The sequence below is a fragment of the Gottfriedia sp. S16(2024) genome (genome assembly GCF_050473765.1).
Lineage (GTDB): Bacteria > Bacillota > Bacilli > Bacillales > Bacillaceae_G > Gottfriedia.
Genome location: NZ_JBFLUO010000001.1, coordinates 942,432 through 959,576 on the forward strand (window position 1 = coordinate 942,432; position 17,145 = coordinate 959,576).

Consider the following 17,145-nt stretch of genomic DNA (forward strand, 5'->3'; position numbering starts at 1 on the left):
GATTTCATGCTCTATATCTAATCTAGTTAACTAAACAATTTTTTTAGTGTTTGCACATATAAAACATGCTCGACACTATGAACCTTCTGCTCAAGTGATTCCTTAGAATCTCCCTTTTCAATTAGAATTTCTTCTTGCGCAATAATTGGACCAGTATCCATTCCTTCATCGACATAATGAACCGTTACTCCAGTCGATTCGACACCAGCTAGGAGAGCTTGACCAATTGCGTCTTTTCCAGGAAATAATGGTAGAAATGAAGGATGAATATTTACAATTTTCCCAGGAAATGAGTCTAAAATTGTCGGACCAATTAATCTCATATAGCCAGCTAATACAATAAATTCGACATTTAACTCTTTAAGATGGGCAATAATTTCACCTTCATACTGCTCTTTTGATTCATAGTTTTTCGCTGAAAATATAAATGATGGAATATTTGCTTGCTTTGCTCGTTCGATACAAAATGCATTTGGACGATCACAAACAAGTAATTTCACTTCAGCATTCACTTCTCCGCTTAGAGTTGCGTCAAGAATGGCTTGAAAGTTACTGCCATTTCCTGATGCAAATACGGCAATCTTCTTCATTACAGAGAACCTCCGCCAAAGGTAACACCTTCACCTGCTTTTGTTCTTCCGATAATAAATACTTTTTCTCCGTCTTCTTCTAATAGTTTAATAGTGTCATGTAAGTTCTCTTCATTAACCGCAAGAACCATACCAATACCCATATTAAAAATATTAAACATTTCTTCGCGCTTCAATTCACCAGTCTCTTCTAATAAATCAAAGATTGGTTGAATTGGCCATGAACCGTAATCAATTTCTGCACCGATTCCTTCTGGAAGCATTCTAGGGATATTTTCAATAAACCCACCACCAGTAATATGTGCCATACCTTTTACTTCAAATTTTTTCAGGACATTTAAAATTGGTTTTACATAAATTTTAGTTGGGCGTAGTAGTTCTTCGCCTAAAGTATGACCTAATTTATCAATGTGTTGATCAAGCGTTAAGCCACCTTTTTCTAATAAAACCTTACGAACTAGAGAATATCCATTACTATGGATCCCGTTTGATGAGATTCCTAATAAGATATCTCCTTCCTTAATGTTTTGACCTGTTACAAGCTTCGACTTGTCAGCAATTCCTACTGCAAAACCAGCAACGTCATATTCATCTTCTGGATACATACCAGGCATTTCTGCAGTTTCTCCTCCGACTAAAGCGCAGCCTGCTTGAACGCAACCATCAGATACACCTTTTACAATTTGCTCAATTCGTTCAGGTACAGCCTTGCCAACTGCTAAGTAATCTAGGAAAAATAAAGGCTCCGCTCCTTGAACCACAATATCATTCACACACATCGCGACTGCATCAATGCCAATCGTATCGTGACGGTCCATTTGGAAAGCTAATTTTAATTTTGTTCCTACTCCATCTGTCCCTGATACAAGAACTGGTTCTTTAAGGTTGAATTTGGAAAGATCAAACATTCCTCCAAATCCTCCTAATCCACCAAGAACTTCTTGACGCATTGTTTTTTGAACGTGTTTCTTCATTCTGTTCACTGCTTCATAGCCAGCTTCGATATCTACTCCAGCTTGTTTATATGCATTCGCCATGTGATGATTTCCCCTTTCAGTTCCTTATGAATAGATTCAATTGAAAAGAGGCGGCGACTTTGCTCACCGCCTCTGTTTTTTAATATTAATTATGAGAATGTACTAATTCATTTTCATCATAGATCACTGTTGGATACTTCCCTGTAAAGCAAGCAGTACATTGACCTCTATTTGGTCCTTCGTGATTTCTACCAATAGCATTTAGTAATCCTTCTAGACTAATAAATTCTAATGAATCTGCGCCAATTTCTTCGCAAATTTCTTCTATTGTATTAGTTGCAGCAATTAACTCTTCTCTTGTTGAAGTGTCAATACCGTAATAGCAAGGATTTTTCAATGGTGGTGCGCCAATACGGACATGAACTTCACTTGCACCTGCATCACGTAACATTTGTACGATTCGGCGGCTTGTAGTTCCACGAACGATTGAATCATCTACCATTACTACTCGTTTCCCCTCAACGATCGAACGAACTGGAGAAAGTTTCATTTTAACCCCTTGCTCTCTAAGTTCTTGAGAAGGTTGAATAAATGTTCGAGCTACATAACGATTTTTAATCAATCCAAGTTCATATGGAATGCCAGACTCTTCTGCATAACCAACTGCTGCTGAAATACTTGAATCTGGAACACCGATTACTACGTCTGCTTCAACAGGAGCTTCTTTAGCTAATACACGCCCCATATTTTTACGTGCAGCATGAACATTGATATTATCAATATTGCTATCAGGACGAGAGAAATAAATATATTCCATACTACAAATAGTGTGATTAACTGATGAAGTAAATTGATCAGTTTCGACTCCATTATCTGAAATAATAAGTAATTCTCCCGGATTAATATCTCGAATATATTTCGCTCCGACTACATCGAATGCACATGTCTCTGAAGCTACAACATAAGCGTCACCTAGTTTAGCTAATGCCAATGGTCTAAAACCATTAGGATCTAGCGCTACATACATTGCATCTTTTGTTAGAACTAAGTAAGCGAAAGCTCCTTTGATCATATTTAAAGATGCTTTAATGCTATCTTTGATTGGAGCAGAGCCATTACGTTTAATTAAATGAGCAAGTACTTCAGTATCAGAAGTAGTTTGAAAAATACTACCTTGCATCTCTAAATCTTTACGTAATCTTGAAGCATTTACTAGATTACCGTTATGGGCAAGAGCAATGCTTCCTGTATGCGATTGGAATAATAGAGGCTGAACATTTTCATAACCGCCTCCGCCTGCAGTTGCATAACGAACATGACCAATAGCAGCTTTTCCGTGTAAATCATTTAATTGACCTTTACTGAAAACTTCTGTTATTAAGCCGAGTCCTTTTGCACCTTCAAGCTCATCCCCATTCGTTACAACAATTCCAGCTCCTTCTTGGCCTCTGTGTTGTAAGCTATGAAGACCATAGTAGGAGATTTGGGCAGCATCAGTATGCCCCCAAATTCCAAATATTCCACACTCTTCGTTTAGTCCTTTTATTTCAGCAAGCATGGGATCGCCTCTTTCCAAGCTTGTTTCAGTTCCTCAACTGAAGCATGAAGAACTGTTTCATTATTTTCATTACGAACTGTTACTGATTTTTCTTCTGTAACTGTACCGATTAACTTTGCATCTACTAATGCTTCGAATTGTTCTTTATGTTCAGGTTTTACTGAAAGTAAGAAACGTGATTGAGTTTCGCTAAATAATGAAACAACCTCATTTCCTTCAATCGTAATAGTTGCACCAACTTCTGACGGACCAAATGTGCTTTCTGCAATCGCTACAGCTAAACCACCCTCAGAAATATCGTGAGCTGAAGCAACTACACCCGCTTGAATAGCAGCAAGAATTTGCTCTTGGCGACTAGATTCAACAGCTAAATCAATACTTGGTGCTTTACCAAAGATTTTGCCATTTAATAATTTTTGAAGCTCACTTCCACCGAATTCAGCTTCTGCTCCGCCGATTACATAAATTAAATCGCCAGCTGTTTTAAAGTTTTGAGTCGTGATATGCTCGACATCTTCAATTAGACCTACCATACCAACTACAGGAGTTGGGTAAACTGCTTCACCATTTGTTTCGTTATATAATGATACGTTACCACCAATTACTGGAGTACTTAATACATTACAAGCTTCACTCATACCATCTGTTGCTTTTTCTAACTGCCAGAAAATCTCAGGTTTTTCAGGATTTCCGAAGTTTAAGCAATCTGTAATTGCAAGAGGACGAGCTCCTGAACAAATTACATTACGTGCTGCTTCTGCTACTGCAATTTTCCCACCAACTTCAGGGTCTAAATATAAGTAGCGTGCATTACAGTCAGTTGTCATTGCTAGAGCTTTTTTTGTATCACGAATTCTGATTACTGCAGCATCAGAACCTGGAGCAACTACTGTATTTGTACGAACCATATAATCATACTGACCGTAAACCCACTCTTTACTTGCGATTGTAGGTTGAGAAAGTAATTGTTTTAACGTTTCTTTTGAATCACTAATTTCAGGAATATAGTTTTCCATCGCTTGGAACTCACCATAATATGCAGGTTCAGTTGATGGTTTATGATATACTGGAGCTTCCTCAGCAAGAGCATCTACAGGTAATTCTGCTACAACCTCACCTTTATGAAGTAAGCGAAGCATCTTATCATCTGTAACACGTCCTACAGAAACTGCATGTAGATCATACTTTTCAAATAAGTCTACGATTTCTTGCTCTCTACCTTTTTCTACAACTAGTAACATACGTTCTTGAGATTCTGATAGCATCATTTCGTAAGCTGACATACCAGCTTCACGTTGTGGAACTAAATCAAGATTCATCTCAATTCCCATTCCTGCTTTTGAAGCCATCTCAGCAGATGAAGATGTTAATCCAGCTGCACCCATATCTTGAATACCAACAAGAGCATCATTTTGAACAACTTCTAAACATGCTTCAAGTAATAACTTCTCCATAAATGGATCGCCTACTTGTACCGCTGGGCGTTTTTCATCAGATGCATCAGATAACTCTTCGGAAGCAAAAGTTGCACCGTGAATTCCATCACGACCAGTTGAAGCACCAACGTACATTACTGTATTTCCAGTACCATGCGCTTGACCTTTTTTAATATCTTTATGATTGATTAATCCAACACACATTGCGTTTACTAAAGGATTGCCTTCGTAACATGGATCGAAGTTTACTTCCCCACCAACTGTTGGAATACCAATACAGTTACCGTAACCAGCAATACCTGCAACAACTTCTTCAAATAAATATTTAACTCTTGGAGTTTCTAATTCACCAAATCGTAATGAATTTAGAAGTGCAACAGGACGTGCTCCCATTGAAAATACATCACGAATAATTCCACCTACACCAGTTGCAGCACCTTGGTATGGTTCAATTGCAGAAGGGTGATTATGGCTTTCGATTTTAAATACTACAGCTTGCTCATCGCCAATATCAACAATACCTGCTCCTTCACCTGGTCCTTGTAAAACATGCTCACCGCTTATTGGGAATTTACGTAATAACGGTTTAGAGTTTTTATAACTACAATGTTCAGACCACATTACTGAGAATAATCCAAGCTCTGTATAGTTCGGATTGCGACCAATAATTGATTTGACTAATTGAAACTCTTCATCAGTTAATCCCATAGTGGCATAAATTCTATCATTTTCAATTTGAATTGGATTTGGCTCAAGAAGTAACGACATGGTTTTCCCTCCAGTTTCTTACAATCGAACGAAATAGTTGAAGTCCGTCTGCTGAGCCTAATAATGCATCAACTGCACGCTCAGGGTGTGGCATCATTCCTAATACATTTCCTTTTTCATTAACAATACCTGCGATATCAGCTAAACTACCATTTGGATTATTTTGATAACGGAAAATTATCTGATTATTACTTTTAAGTGATTCGTATGTTTCTTGATCGCAATAGTAATTTCCTTCACCATGTGCGATTGGTACTGTAATTACTTGACCTTTTTCATAACCAGTTGTAAACATTGATTCATTGTTTTCAACAACTAGCTCAACAGGCTTACACATAAATTTTAATTTCTCATTACGTCTAAGAGTACCTGGTAGTAGACCTGCTTCAGTTAGGATTTGGAATCCATTACACACGCCAAATACTGGTTTACCTTCAGCAGCTGCTTTCTTCACGGCATCCATCACGTTTGCAAAGCCTGCAATTGCGCCAGAGCGTAAGTAATCTCCATATGAGAAGCCACCTGGTAATAAGATACCATCAAATTCATCTAAATTCGTTGAATCATGCCATACGTATTCTACTTCTTCGCCTAACTCATCTTTGATTGCATGATACATATCAACATCACAATTTGAGCCCGGGAACACAATTACTGCAAACTTCACTGTGCGACTACCTCCTCTACCTCATAACGGTAATCTTCAATTACGATGTTTGCTAATAACTTTTCACACATTTCTTTTACAGCAGTATCTAAATCTGCAACATTTTTATCAATCAATAATTCCATATATTTACCGATACGAACATCTTGAACTTCGCTAAAATTCATGCTATGAAGTGCGTTTTTAACTGCATTTCCTTGTGGATCTAAAACACTTTCTCTTAATGTAACGAATACTCTTACTTTGAACATGATAATCCCCCTAAGCGTTTTAAAATTTCTTCGTATCCATCTGTTAAGTTACCTAAATCTCTACGGAATACATCTTTATCAAATTTCGCGTTTGTATCTTTATCCCATAATCGGCAAGTATCTGGTGAAATCTCATCAGCTAACAAAATTGTTCCATCATTTAATTTGCCAAACTCTAATTTAAAATCGACTAATCGAACATTACATGCATTAAACTGTTCTACTAGTACACCATTAACACGGAGAGCAATCTCTTTAATTGTTTCAAGATCTTCAGTTGTTGCTAGTTTAAGTGCAGCGATATGATCTTCATTAATAATCGGATCACCTAAATCATCACGTTTGTAATAAAACTCGATGATTGGTTTTTCTAACTTAACACCTTCATCTAATCCCATGCGTTTCGATAAGCTTCCAGCAACGATATTTCTAACAACTACTTCAATTGGTACAATTGTTACTCGTTTTACAAGTTGTTCAAGTTCTGATGTTTTTTCTACGAAATGAGATGCAATACCTGATTCCATTAACTTTGAAAATAGTAAACTAGTAATCGCATTATTCAAGCGACCTTTACCAGCAATTTCTGCTTTCTTTTCACCGTTAAATGCAGTTGCTGAATCTTTGTACTCAACTCTTACAATTTCAGGATTCTCAGTTGAGAAAATTCTTTTTGCTTTTCCCTCATACAACATTACTTGCTCTGCCATGCTAACAATGCCTCCCATATCCTCATTTAAACACCCAATAGAATTTATGCTTTATCTGTTATTTGAATTGTTTGGCTAAGAATTTTTTTCTCTAAGCTTAGCCAAACAATATTTATTAATTTAATCCTAAGCGTTCAAAAATTGTATCGACTTGACTTAAGTGGTAGCTGTAGTCGAAGCAATCATTAATTTCTTCTTGAGATAATAAAGAAGTAATTTTATCCTCCGCTTCTACAAGCTCTTTAAATTGTACTTGAGTTTCCCAAGCTTCCATTGCTTTTGGTTGAACAGTGTCATAAGCTTCTTCACGTGACATTCCTTTTTCAATTAAAGCAAGAAGTACACGTTGAGAATAAATTAATCCGTAAGTACGGTCCATATTACGTTTCATATTCTCAGGGAATACAGTAAGGTTTTTAACAATATTTCCAAATCGATTTAACATGTAATTTAAAAGTATTGTTGCATCCGGTAAGATGATTCTTTCCGCAGATGAATGTGAGATATCTCTTTCATGCCAAAGTGATACATTTTCATAAGCTGTGACCATATGACCTCTAATTACACGAGCTAAACCTGTCATGTTTTCAGATCCAATTGGATTACGTTTATGTGGCATTGCAGAAGAGCCTTTTTGACCTTTTGCAAAAAATTCTTCAACTTCACGTGTTTCACTTTTTTGTAATCCACGTACTTCAGTTGCAAACTTCTCAATTGAAGTTGCAATTAAAGATAATGTTGCCATGTAGTGAGCATGACGATCACGTTGTAATGTTTGAGTTGAAATTGGAGCTGCTTGAATTCCTAACTTTTCACAAACATACGCTTCAACAAATGGAGGAATATTTGCGTATGTTCCAACAGCGCCTGAGATTTTACCTACACGAACTGTTTCAACCGCATTCTTAAATCTCTCTAAGTTACGTTTCATTTCTTCTGTCCATAAAGCAAGTTTTAAACCAAAAGTAGTTGGTTCTGCATGTACACCGTGAGTACGTCCCATCATTACTGTGTACTTATGTTCTTTAGCTTTCGTTTCAAGAATTCCAATGAAATTCTCTAAATCTTTAAATAAGATATCATTTGCCTGGTGTAGTAAGTATGAAAGTGCTGTGTCTACTACATCAGTTGAAGTTAAGCCATAATGTACCCATTTACGTTCGTCGCCTAATGTTTCAGAAACTGCACGAGTAAATGCAACTACGTCATGACGTGTTTCTTTTTCAATTTCATAAATTCGGTTTATATCGAAAGAAGCTTTTTCGCGTAACACTTTTACGTCTTCTTTAGGAATATCTCCTAATTCAGCCCATGCTTCACATGCTAAGATTTCAACTTCTAACCAAGCTTTAAATTTGTTTTCTTCTGTCCAAATTGCTGCCATTTCTGGGCGTGAATAACGTTCAATCATATTTTTACCTCCACCGGGTTTTGTTCCCAAATCCCTAACTCTTTTACTTTTTGCATCGCTAGTTCTGTTGATGCTGCCATTATATTAATATGTCCCATTTTACGGCCTTTTTTGCTTTCTTCTTTACCATAAAGATGGACATTTAATGTACTATCATTTTGCATTACATTCAATACTTCTTCAACATGTTCACCTAATATATTCACCATCACAACAGGTTTTAGTAATTCCGTATTCCCTAATGGTAAATTACAAACCGCTCGAATATGCTGCTTAAACTGTGATGTTTCAACTGCCTCCATCGTATAGTGTCCTGTATTATGTGGACGCGGAGCTAATTCATTAATATAAACCTGCTCATCTTCTGTTACAAATAACTCAATTGCTAAAACACCTACAAGATGAAATGAGCTAGCTACTTTTTTTGCATAGTTCTCTGCTGTTTCTATTACTAATGTTGAGGTATTTGCTGGTACAGATGAAGTATGCAGAATTTGATTTATATGAACATTCTCTGCTATTGGAAACGTATTTACCTCTCCATTACTATTTCTTGCGACAATTATTGACAATTCTTTTTCAAAAGGAACCCAGCCCTCAAGAATACATTGCTGTTTTTTAACAAGTTCTAATGCTTCAACAAAGTCTTCTTCAGATCTTAAAACAACTTGCCCTTTTCCATCATAACCACCTGTTGTCGTTTTCAAAACAGCTGGTAAACCTATTTTCGTAACAGCTTCAGAAAATTGCTCTTCATTTTCTACTAGTCGAAACGGGGCAACCTTTATGCCTAAATTTTGAATAGCTGTTTTTTCAGTTAATCTATTTCGTGTTAACTTTAATAACTCACTGCCTTGAGGTAAATAAGAATGTTCATCTAAATACTCAAGTGCGTTTACATCAATATTTTCAAATTCATATGTTATAACATCACTTACTTTCGCAAGCTGTTTAATTGCTTCTATATTAGAATACTCAGCCGTAATCTCTATATCAGATACTTGCCCACAAGGCGAGTTTGGAGTAGGATCTAAAACAGCTATTTTATAGCCCATCTCTTTCGCTGAAAGCGCCATCATTCTTCCAAGTTGGCCGCCTCCGATGATTCCTATTGTTTGTCCTGGTAGAATTACTTTGCTATTCATAGTGATTCACTGCTTTCTAGAACTTGTTTAGTAGTGTTTTCACGACGAGTTTCTAATGCTAAATAAACTTCTTGATCTTGGATACTTAATACTTGAGCTGCAAGTAAGCCTGCATTCGTCGCACCTGCTTTACCAATTGCAACAGTTGCAACAGGTACTCCACCTGGCATTTGTACAATTGATAATAATGAATCTAATCCATTTAAAGCTTTTGATTGTACTGGTACACCAATTACTGGAAGTGTCGTTTTTGCTGCTACCATTCCTGGTAAGTGAGCAGCCCCGCCTGCACCTGCAATAATTACTTTAATACCACGTTCTCTAGCTGATTCTGCATACTCAAACATTAAATCTGGTGTACGATGTGCCGAAACAACTCGTTTCTCATAGTTAATATTCAACTCTTCTAACACATCACAAGCATGTTTCATTGTTTCCCAATCACTTGTACTCCCCATAATGACACCAACTACCGGTTTCATCTGCTTATCCCCCAAGTTTATTCGCTATTTTTTTATGTTTATCATAAATTTTAAACAAAAAACGCCTAAATAGATTTATCCCTCTATGGTGAGGAAAGATAATCTACTTAGGCGTATACTTAAATACGTACACGTGTGATTAACTTCCCCTCATAGTCCAGTAATTTAAGGTTACTAGGTAGAAACTTTTGGGCCATATTCCCAAACTTATATGAGGTTTGCTAAATTTCCTATCTCTATAGTATCAATTTATCATATTTATTTCAATAAAATATGAATGATTTTATAAAAAAATATTTTAATGTTCGTGTTTTACTTAGTTTTTCACATTCTATGTTGTCTATTTAGATTAAATTACACATAGCTAATGTAATTTTTTTAATTCTTATTCGCATTTTATAATACCGAATAATTAATGAAGAACAAAAAAGCTATCTATCCCTATAATAAATAGGTAAGATAGCTTTTTCAATTCTTGACTTTTATCGATGAACCGTTACTTTAGTTGGATTTGATGTTACTTTAAATCCATCTTTTGTTACTACATCAGCAGAGATATAATACGTGCCGTTTGGTAGAGCTGCTTTTGGAACCCATTTTGTGTGCACTTCTTTTTCATTTTTATATTCAAATGAAAAATTTATTATTGGTATTCTTAATCGTAAAAATTCTAAATAATAACACGAAATATATATAAATACGTACTATTGATTTTTTAATGATTCTCTTACTCCAAAATTAAAAAGGTGAACCCATTTGGTTACACCTTTACGAAATTAAAAATGCTAATTTTTTATAATACCTTCAATTTCTTCTATTAATTCACTCTGTATTTTATCAACTTTTGCAAAGTCCATAGCTCCAATATAGATCGCTTCTAATTCATCTCTAAGAACTTTAGCTTCCGCTAGATAAGATATTGCTTCTTTCATTTTATCCTTATATGATTTTGTTGTTCTATCTATTTCAGCAGCGTATTTCTCATCAGTTCCCGGTGTGATGCATCTTTCGTACATATCAATAATCTCATCATTTTCACGATCAGGAAAATATTCATGGGGTGCTGTACTGTCAAAAATCGCAATGCCTTGTTCCGGAATAATTACCATATCAAGGCTGTTTGGATCAAATCCACAATGATAAATCTCGACATCAAATCCTCGTTCTTCTCCTGCAGCTGCTATTTTCTTTAACATTGTTGATTTACCGGAACCAGCTCTACCTTTAATAAAATATCTCTTTTCGATATCTTCTGTTAAATTTTGAATATAATCAACCGCGCCACTTGGAGTTGCTGCACCTAAAAATCTATGTTTTACTTTTGAGACTTTTTCAGTATTGCTGTGACTACCATAAAAAAGCGCAATCAACTCGTTAGTCAGTTTATTTGCCTCTACAAAGTCCATATTGGAAATATAAACTGTTTCAATTTCATCATGAGCCTTTAATGAAGCAGCAAATGTATCATAAGCGGTTTGAAACTTCTTAGAAATTTCATCATTTAGTGATAGTATTGCTTCCTTGTGTACGGATAATTTCTTAGAATCCCAAGCAACACCTAAATTCACATATTCCTCAATAACTCCTGGAGCTTTTGGTTCAATTACATGTGGAGCTGTTCCATCTACTATACCTATTTGAAATTTCGGGATAATTAAGCCATCAACTGAATTAGTGTCTGAAGAACAATGTAAATATTCAATATCAATTCCCTTATTTACAATCATTTCTCCAATTGTTTTCATTAATGTTGATTTCCCAGTACCTGGACCACCTTTTAGAATGAATAGTTTATCTAAATCCTCTAAAGCTGAGTCATAGAGATTATAAAACCCTTTTGCAGTATTACCTCCTGCATAGTAATTGAGTATTTTTCCTCTCATCTTTTTCCCTCCATTCAATCTAAGTTATGTAGATATATAATTAAGGGTGTTTGCCCAGCATTAATATTATTATTTACTTTATTAATTTTTAATAAAAGTAAATTAACTTTTTAATTTTTTATACGAACATGTTTTGATTCTTGAGCTCGTCTTTTAGACTTTACATATTTTCTCTCCATAATTTAAAGTCATGATAAGAACTGACATTCCCAAATTTGACACAAAAAAACATCAGCCTAATAGCTGATGCTTTTGTTTACCAGGCGACGTTCTACTCTCACAGGGGGAAACCCCCAACTACCATCGACGCAAAAGAGCTTAACTGCCGTGTTCGGTATGGGAACGGGTGTGACCTCTTTGCCATAATCACCTGATTTATAGAGTTGTACTTCGTACCCTCAAAACTAGATAATGTCATGATCAAACTTGTTAGTTAAGTCCTCGACCGATTAGTATCAGTCAGCTCCACGTGTCGCCACGCTTCCACCTCTGACCTATCAACCTGATCGTCTCTCAGGGGTCTTACTAGCTTAACGCTATGGGAAATCTCATCTTGAGGGGGGCTTCATGCTTAGATGCTTTCAGCACTTATCCCTTCCACACATAGCTACCCAGCCATGCTCTTGGCAGAACAACTGGTACACCAGCGGTGTGTCCATCCCGGTCCTCTCGTACTAAGGACAGCTCCTCTCAAATTTCCTGCGCCCACGACGGATAGGGACCGAACTGTCTCACGACGTTCTGAACCCAGCTCGCGTACCGCTTTAATGGGCGAACAGCCCAACCCTTGGGACCGACTACAGCCCCAGGATGCGATGAGCCGACATCGAGGTGCCAAACCTCCCCGTCGATGTGGACTCTTGGGGGAGATAAGCCTGTTATCCCCGGGGTAGCTTTTATCCGTTGAGCGATGGCCCTTCCATGCGGAACCACCGGATCACTAAGCCCGACTTTCGTCCCTGCTCGACTTGTAGGTCTCGCAGTCAAGCTCCCTTATGCCTTTACACTCTTCGAATGATTTCCAACCATTCTGAGGGAACCTTTGGGCGCCTCCGTTACTCTTTAGGAGGCGACCGCCCCAGTCAAACTGCCCACCTGACACTGTCTCCGAGCCGGATAACGGCTCTAGGTTAGAATTTCAATACAGCCAGGGTAGTATCCCACCGACGCCTCCACCGAAGCTAGCGCTCCGGCTTCTCAGGCTCCTACCTATCCTGTACAAGCTGTACCAAAATTCAATATCAAGCTGCAGTAAAGCTCCACGGGGTCTTTCCGTCCTGTCGCGGGTAACCTGCATCTTCACAGGTACTATAATTTCACCGAGTCTATGGTTGAGACAGTGCCCAAATCGTTACGCCTTTCGTGCGGGTCGGAACTTACCCGACAAGGAATTTCGCTACCTTAGGACCGTTATAGTTACGGCCGCCGTTTACTGGGGCTTCAATTCAGAGCTTCTCCCGTAAGGGATAACCCCTCCTCTTAACCTTCCAGCACCGGGCAGGCGTCAGCCCCTATACTTCGCCTTGCGGCTTCGCAGAGACCTGTGTTTTTGCTAAACAGTCGCTTGGGCCTTTTCACTGCGGCTCTCCCGGGCATACACCCAAAAGAGCACCCCTTCTCCCGAAGTTACGGGGTCATTTTGCCGAGTTCCTTAACCATAGTTCTCTCGCTCACCTTAGGATTCTCTCCTCGCCTACCTGTGTCGGTTTGCGGTACAGGCACCTATTTCCTCGCTAGAAGCTTTTCTTGGCAGCGTAGAATCAGGAACTTCGGTACTATATTTCCCTCGCCATCACAACTCAGCCTTATGATGTGCGGATTTGCCTACACATCAGCCTAATTGCTTGGACGCGCATATCCAGCAGCGCGCTTACCCTATCTTTCTGCGTCCCTCCATTGCTCAAACGGAAATGAGGTGGTACAGGAATATCAACCTGTTGTCCATCGCCTACGCCTTTCGGCCTCGGCTTAGGTCCTGACTAACCCTGGGAGGACGAGCCTTCCCCAGGAAACCTTAGGCATACGGTGGACGGGATTCTCACCCGTCTTTCGCTACTCATACCGGCATTCTCACTTCTAAGCGCTCCACCAGTCCTTACGATCTAGCTTCAACGCCCTTAGAACGCTCCCCTACCACTGATACCATACGGTATCAATCCGCAGCTTCGGTGATACGTTTAGCCCCGTTACATTTTCGGCGCAGAGTCACTCGACCAGTGAGCTATTACGCACTCTTTAAATGGTGGCTGCTTCTAAGCCAACATCCTGGTTGTCTAAGCAACTCCACATCCTTTTCCACTTAACGTATACTTTGGGACCTTAGCTGGCGGTCTGGGCTGTTTCCCTCTTGACCACGGATCTTATCACTCGTAGTCTGACTCCTATGGATAAGTCATTGGCATTCGGAGTTTGACTGAATTCGGTAACCCGTTGGGGGCCCCTAGTCCAATCAGTGCTCTACCTCCAAGACTCTAACACATAAGGCTAGCCCTAAAGCTATTTCGGGGAGAACCAGCTATCTCCGAGTTCGATTGGAATTTCTCCGCTACCCACACCTCATCCCCGCACTTTTCAACGTGCGTGGGTTCGGACCTCCATTCAGTGTTACCTGAACTTCATCCTGGACATGGGTAGATCACTCGGTTTCGGGTCTACGACCACGTACTATATCGCCCTATTCAGACTCGCTTTCGCTGCGGCTCCGTCTCTTCAACTTAACCTTGCACGGGATCGTAACTCGCCGGTTCATTCTACAAAAGGCACGCCATCACTCGTTAACGAGCTCTGACTATTTGTAAGCACACGGTTTCAGGTTCTCTTTCACTCCCCTTCCGGGGTGCTTTTCACCTTTCCCTCACGGTACTGGTTCACTATCGGTCACTAGGTAGTATTTAGCCTTGGGAGATGGTCCTCCCAGATTCCGACGGAATTTCACGTGTTCCGCCGTACTCAGGATCCACTCAAGAGGGAACGAGGTTTCAACTACAGGGTTTTTACCTTCTTTGACGGACCTTTCCAGGTCGCTTCATTTACCCCGTTCCTTTGTAACTCCGTATAGAGTGTCCTACAACCCCAAGAGGCAAGCCTCTTGGTTTGGGCTATCTTCCGTTTCGCTCGCCGCTACTCAGGAAATCGCTATTGCTTTCTATTCCTCCAGGTACTTAGATGTTTCAGTTCCCTGGGTCTGTCCTCAGTACCCTATGTATTCAGGTAAAGATACTACTCCATTACGAGTAGTGGGTTCCCCCATTCGGAAATCTCCGGATCAAAGCTTACTTACAGCTCCCCGAAGCATATCGGTGTTAGTCCCGTCCTTCATCGACTCCTAGTGCCAAGGCATCCACCGTGCGCCCTTTCTAACTTAACTAATTTTAAAACTAATTGAATTAAACTTACGCAGTTTAATGAATGACATTATCTAGTTTTCAAGGTACAAAGTTGAGAGTGAACTCTCAAAACTAAACAAAACAATGAAGAAACATTTCATACATGAACCATCGGTTCATGATGTCTCCATAGAAAGGAGGTGATCCAGCCGCACCTTCCGATACGGCTACCTTGTTACGACTTCACCCCAATCATCTGTCCCACCTTAGGCGGCTGGCCCCTAAAAGGTTACCCCACCGACTTCGGGTGTTACAAACTCTCGTGGTGTGACGGGCGGTGTGTACAAGGCCCGGGAACGTATTCACCGCGGCATGCTGATCCGCGATTACTAGTGATTCCGGCTTCATGTAGGCGAGTTGCAGCCTACAATCCGAACTGAGAATAGTTTTATGGGATTAGCTCCACCTCGCGGTCTTGCAACCCTTTGTACTATCCATTGTAGCACGTGTGTAGCCCAGGTCATAAGGGGCATGATGATTTGACGTCATCCCCACCTTCCTCCGGTTTGTCACCGGCAGTCACCTTAGAGTGCCCAACTAAATGCTGGCAACTAAGATCAAGGGTTGCGCTCGTTGCGGGACTTAACCCAACATCTCACGACACGAGCTGACGACAACCATGCACCACCTGTCACTCTGTCCCCGAAGGGAAAGCCCTATCTCTAGGGTTGTCAGAGGATGTCAAGACCTGGTAAGGTTCTTCGCGTTGCTTCGAATTAAACCACATGCTCCACCACTTGTGCGGGCCCCCGTCAATTCCTTTGAGTTTCAGTCTTGCGACCGTACTCCCCAGGCGGAGTGCTTAATGCGTTAACTTCAGCACTAAAGGGCGGAAACCCTCTAACACTTAGCACTCATCGTTTACAGCGTGGACTACCAGGGTATCTAATCCTGTTTGCTCCCCACGCTTTCGCGCCTCAGCGTCAGTTACAGACCAGAAAGTCGCCTTCGCCACTGGTGTTCCTCCAAATCTCTACGCATTTCACCGCTACACTTGGAATTCCACTTTCCTCTTCTGCACTCAAGTTTCCCAGTTTCCAATGACCCTCCCCGGTTGAGCCGGGGGCTTTCACATCAGACTTAAGAAACCGCCTGCGCGCGCTTTACGCCCAATAATTCCGGACAACGCTTGCCACCTACGTATTACCGCGGCTGCTGGCACGTAGTTAGCCGTGGCTTTCTGGTTAGGTACCGTCAAGGTGCCAGCTTATTCAACTAGCACTTATTCTTCCCTAACAACAGAGCTTTACGACCCGAAGGCCTTCATCGCTCACGCGGCGTTGCTCCGTCAGACTTTCGTCCATTGCGGAAGATTCCCTACTGCTGCCTCCCGTAGGAGTCTGGGCCGTGTCTCAGTCCCAGTGTGGCCGATCACCCTCTCAGGTCGGCTACGCATCGTCGCCTTGGTGAGCCGTTACCTCACCAACTAGCTAATGCGCCGCGGGCCCATCTGTAAGTGATAGCTAAAAGCCATCTTTCAATAAAGGAACAGGAGTTCCTTTATGTCATCCGGTATTAGCTCCGGTTTCCCGAAGTTATCCCAGTCTTACAGGTAGGTTGCCCACGTGTTACTCACCCGTCCGCCGCTAACTAACGGGAGCAAGCTCCCATTAGTCCGCTCGACTTGCATGTATTAGGCACGCCGCCAGCGTTCGTCCTGAGCCAGGATCAAACTCTCCATAAAAGTTAAGTTTAAATCTTGTATTGCTCAAAAAACTAATAATTGACGTTTACTTCATGTTTTGTTTAGTTTTCAAAGTTCACTTCGTCGCTCAGAAGCGACTTTAATATAATAACATTTTGTCGAATCATTTGTCAACAACTTATTATATTTTTTTGTTGTTCTCACTTGGTTTGTCGTGACAACATAAACAAATATAC

Annotated in this window: 12 protein-coding genes, 3 rRNA genes and 1 riboswitch; all 15 genes read right to left on the reverse strand. The window is 40.0% G+C overall.

Going from position 1 to position 17,145, the window contains the following annotated elements:
* Nucleotides 1–26 precede the first annotated feature (26 nt).
* The 15 genes from purN to AB1282_RS04410 all read right to left on the reverse strand — a co-directional run bounded on the left by purN (nt 27) and on the right by AB1282_RS04410 (nt 16,948).
* Nucleotides 27–590 carry a phosphoribosylglycinamide formyltransferase gene (purN, locus tag AB1282_RS04340; protein WP_056474733.1) on the reverse strand — a complete coding sequence of 188 codons (564 nt, stop codon included), beginning with the start codon at nt 588–590 and terminating at the stop codon, nt 27–29.
* Nucleotides 590–1,627, reverse strand: coding sequence for a phosphoribosylformylglycinamidine cyclo-ligase (purM, locus tag AB1282_RS04345; protein WP_429898577.1), 1,038 nt, complete (start codon nt 1,625–1,627; stop codon nt 590–592). The genes purN and purM overlap by 1 nt, the downstream gene beginning before the upstream one ends.
* An 85-nt stretch (nt 1,628–1,712) precedes the next feature.
* The gene (purF, locus tag AB1282_RS04350) at nt 1,713–3,125 is read right to left on the reverse strand and encodes an amidophosphoribosyltransferase (protein ID WP_056474737.1); all 1,413 of its coding nucleotides are present in this window, start codon (nt 3,123–3,125) and stop codon (nt 1,713–1,715) included.
* A complete protein-coding gene (gene purL, locus AB1282_RS04355; protein ID WP_429898579.1) occupies nt 3,110–5,329 on the reverse strand; it encodes a phosphoribosylformylglycinamidine synthase subunit PurL in 2,220 nt (739 codons plus the stop codon). The genes purF and purL overlap by 16 nt, the downstream gene beginning before the upstream one ends.
* Nucleotides 5,313–5,996 carry a phosphoribosylformylglycinamidine synthase subunit PurQ gene (gene purQ, locus AB1282_RS04360; RefSeq protein WP_429898581.1) on the reverse strand — a complete coding sequence of 228 codons (684 nt, stop codon included), beginning with the start codon at nt 5,994–5,996 and terminating at the stop codon, nt 5,313–5,315. Before purQ ends, purL begins: the two co-directional genes overlap by 17 nt.
* Nucleotides 5,993–6,247, reverse strand: a complete 255-nt coding sequence (gene purS / locus AB1282_RS04365) for a phosphoribosylformylglycinamidine synthase subunit PurS (RefSeq protein ID WP_056474745.1) — start codon at nt 6,245–6,247, stop codon at nt 5,993–5,995. Before purS ends, purQ begins: the two co-directional genes overlap by 4 nt.
* The gene (gene purC / locus AB1282_RS04370) at nt 6,235–6,957 is read right to left on the reverse strand and encodes a phosphoribosylaminoimidazolesuccinocarboxamide synthase (protein ID WP_429898582.1); all 723 of its coding nucleotides are present in this window, start codon (nt 6,955–6,957) and stop codon (nt 6,235–6,237) included. The genes purS and purC overlap by 13 nt, the downstream gene beginning before the upstream one ends.
* Nucleotides 6,958–7,072: 115 nt before the next feature.
* Nucleotides 7,073–8,368 (reverse strand): adenylosuccinate lyase, encoded by a 1,296-nt coding sequence (gene purB, locus AB1282_RS04375; RefSeq protein WP_056474751.1) that lies wholly within the window; start codon nt 8,366–8,368, stop codon nt 7,073–7,075.
* The gene (gene purK / locus AB1282_RS04380; protein ID WP_429898584.1) at nt 8,365–9,513 is read right to left on the reverse strand and encodes a 5-(carboxyamino)imidazole ribonucleotide synthase; all 1,149 of its coding nucleotides are present in this window, start codon (nt 9,511–9,513) and stop codon (nt 8,365–8,367) included. Before purK ends, purB begins: the two co-directional genes overlap by 4 nt.
* Complete coding sequence (gene purE / locus AB1282_RS04385; RefSeq protein WP_069032641.1) at nt 9,510–9,995, reverse strand: 5-(carboxyamino)imidazole ribonucleotide mutase; 486 nt, start codon at nt 9,993–9,995, stop codon at nt 9,510–9,512. The genes purK and purE overlap by 4 nt, the downstream gene beginning before the upstream one ends.
* A 133-nt stretch (nt 9,996–10,128) precedes the next feature.
* Nucleotides 10,129–10,230, reverse strand: a riboswitch (purine riboswitch).
* Between the two features lie 247 nt (nt 10,231–10,477).
* Entirely contained in the window at nt 10,478–10,603 is a 126-nt protein-coding gene (locus tag AB1282_RS04390) for a hypothetical protein (protein ID WP_390312715.1), read from the reverse strand.
* 177 nt (nt 10,604–10,780) lie between these two features.
* On the reverse strand, nt 10,781–11,878 hold the full coding sequence (locus tag AB1282_RS04395) for a PRK06851 family protein (protein WP_056474761.1): 1,098 nt from the start codon (nt 11,876–11,878) through the stop codon (nt 10,781–10,783).
* 258 nt (nt 11,879–12,136) lie between these two features.
* Nucleotides 12,137–12,252, reverse strand: a 5S ribosomal RNA gene (gene rrf, locus AB1282_RS04400).
* Between the two features lie 55 nt (nt 12,253–12,307).
* A 23S ribosomal RNA gene (locus tag AB1282_RS04405) occupies nt 12,308–15,245 on the reverse strand.
* Between the two features lie 152 nt (nt 15,246–15,397).
* A 16S ribosomal RNA gene (locus AB1282_RS04410) occupies nt 15,398–16,948 on the reverse strand.
* The 16S, 23S and 5S rRNA genes sit together here, the layout of an rRNA operon.
* Nucleotides 16,949–17,145: the final 197 nt, after the last annotated feature.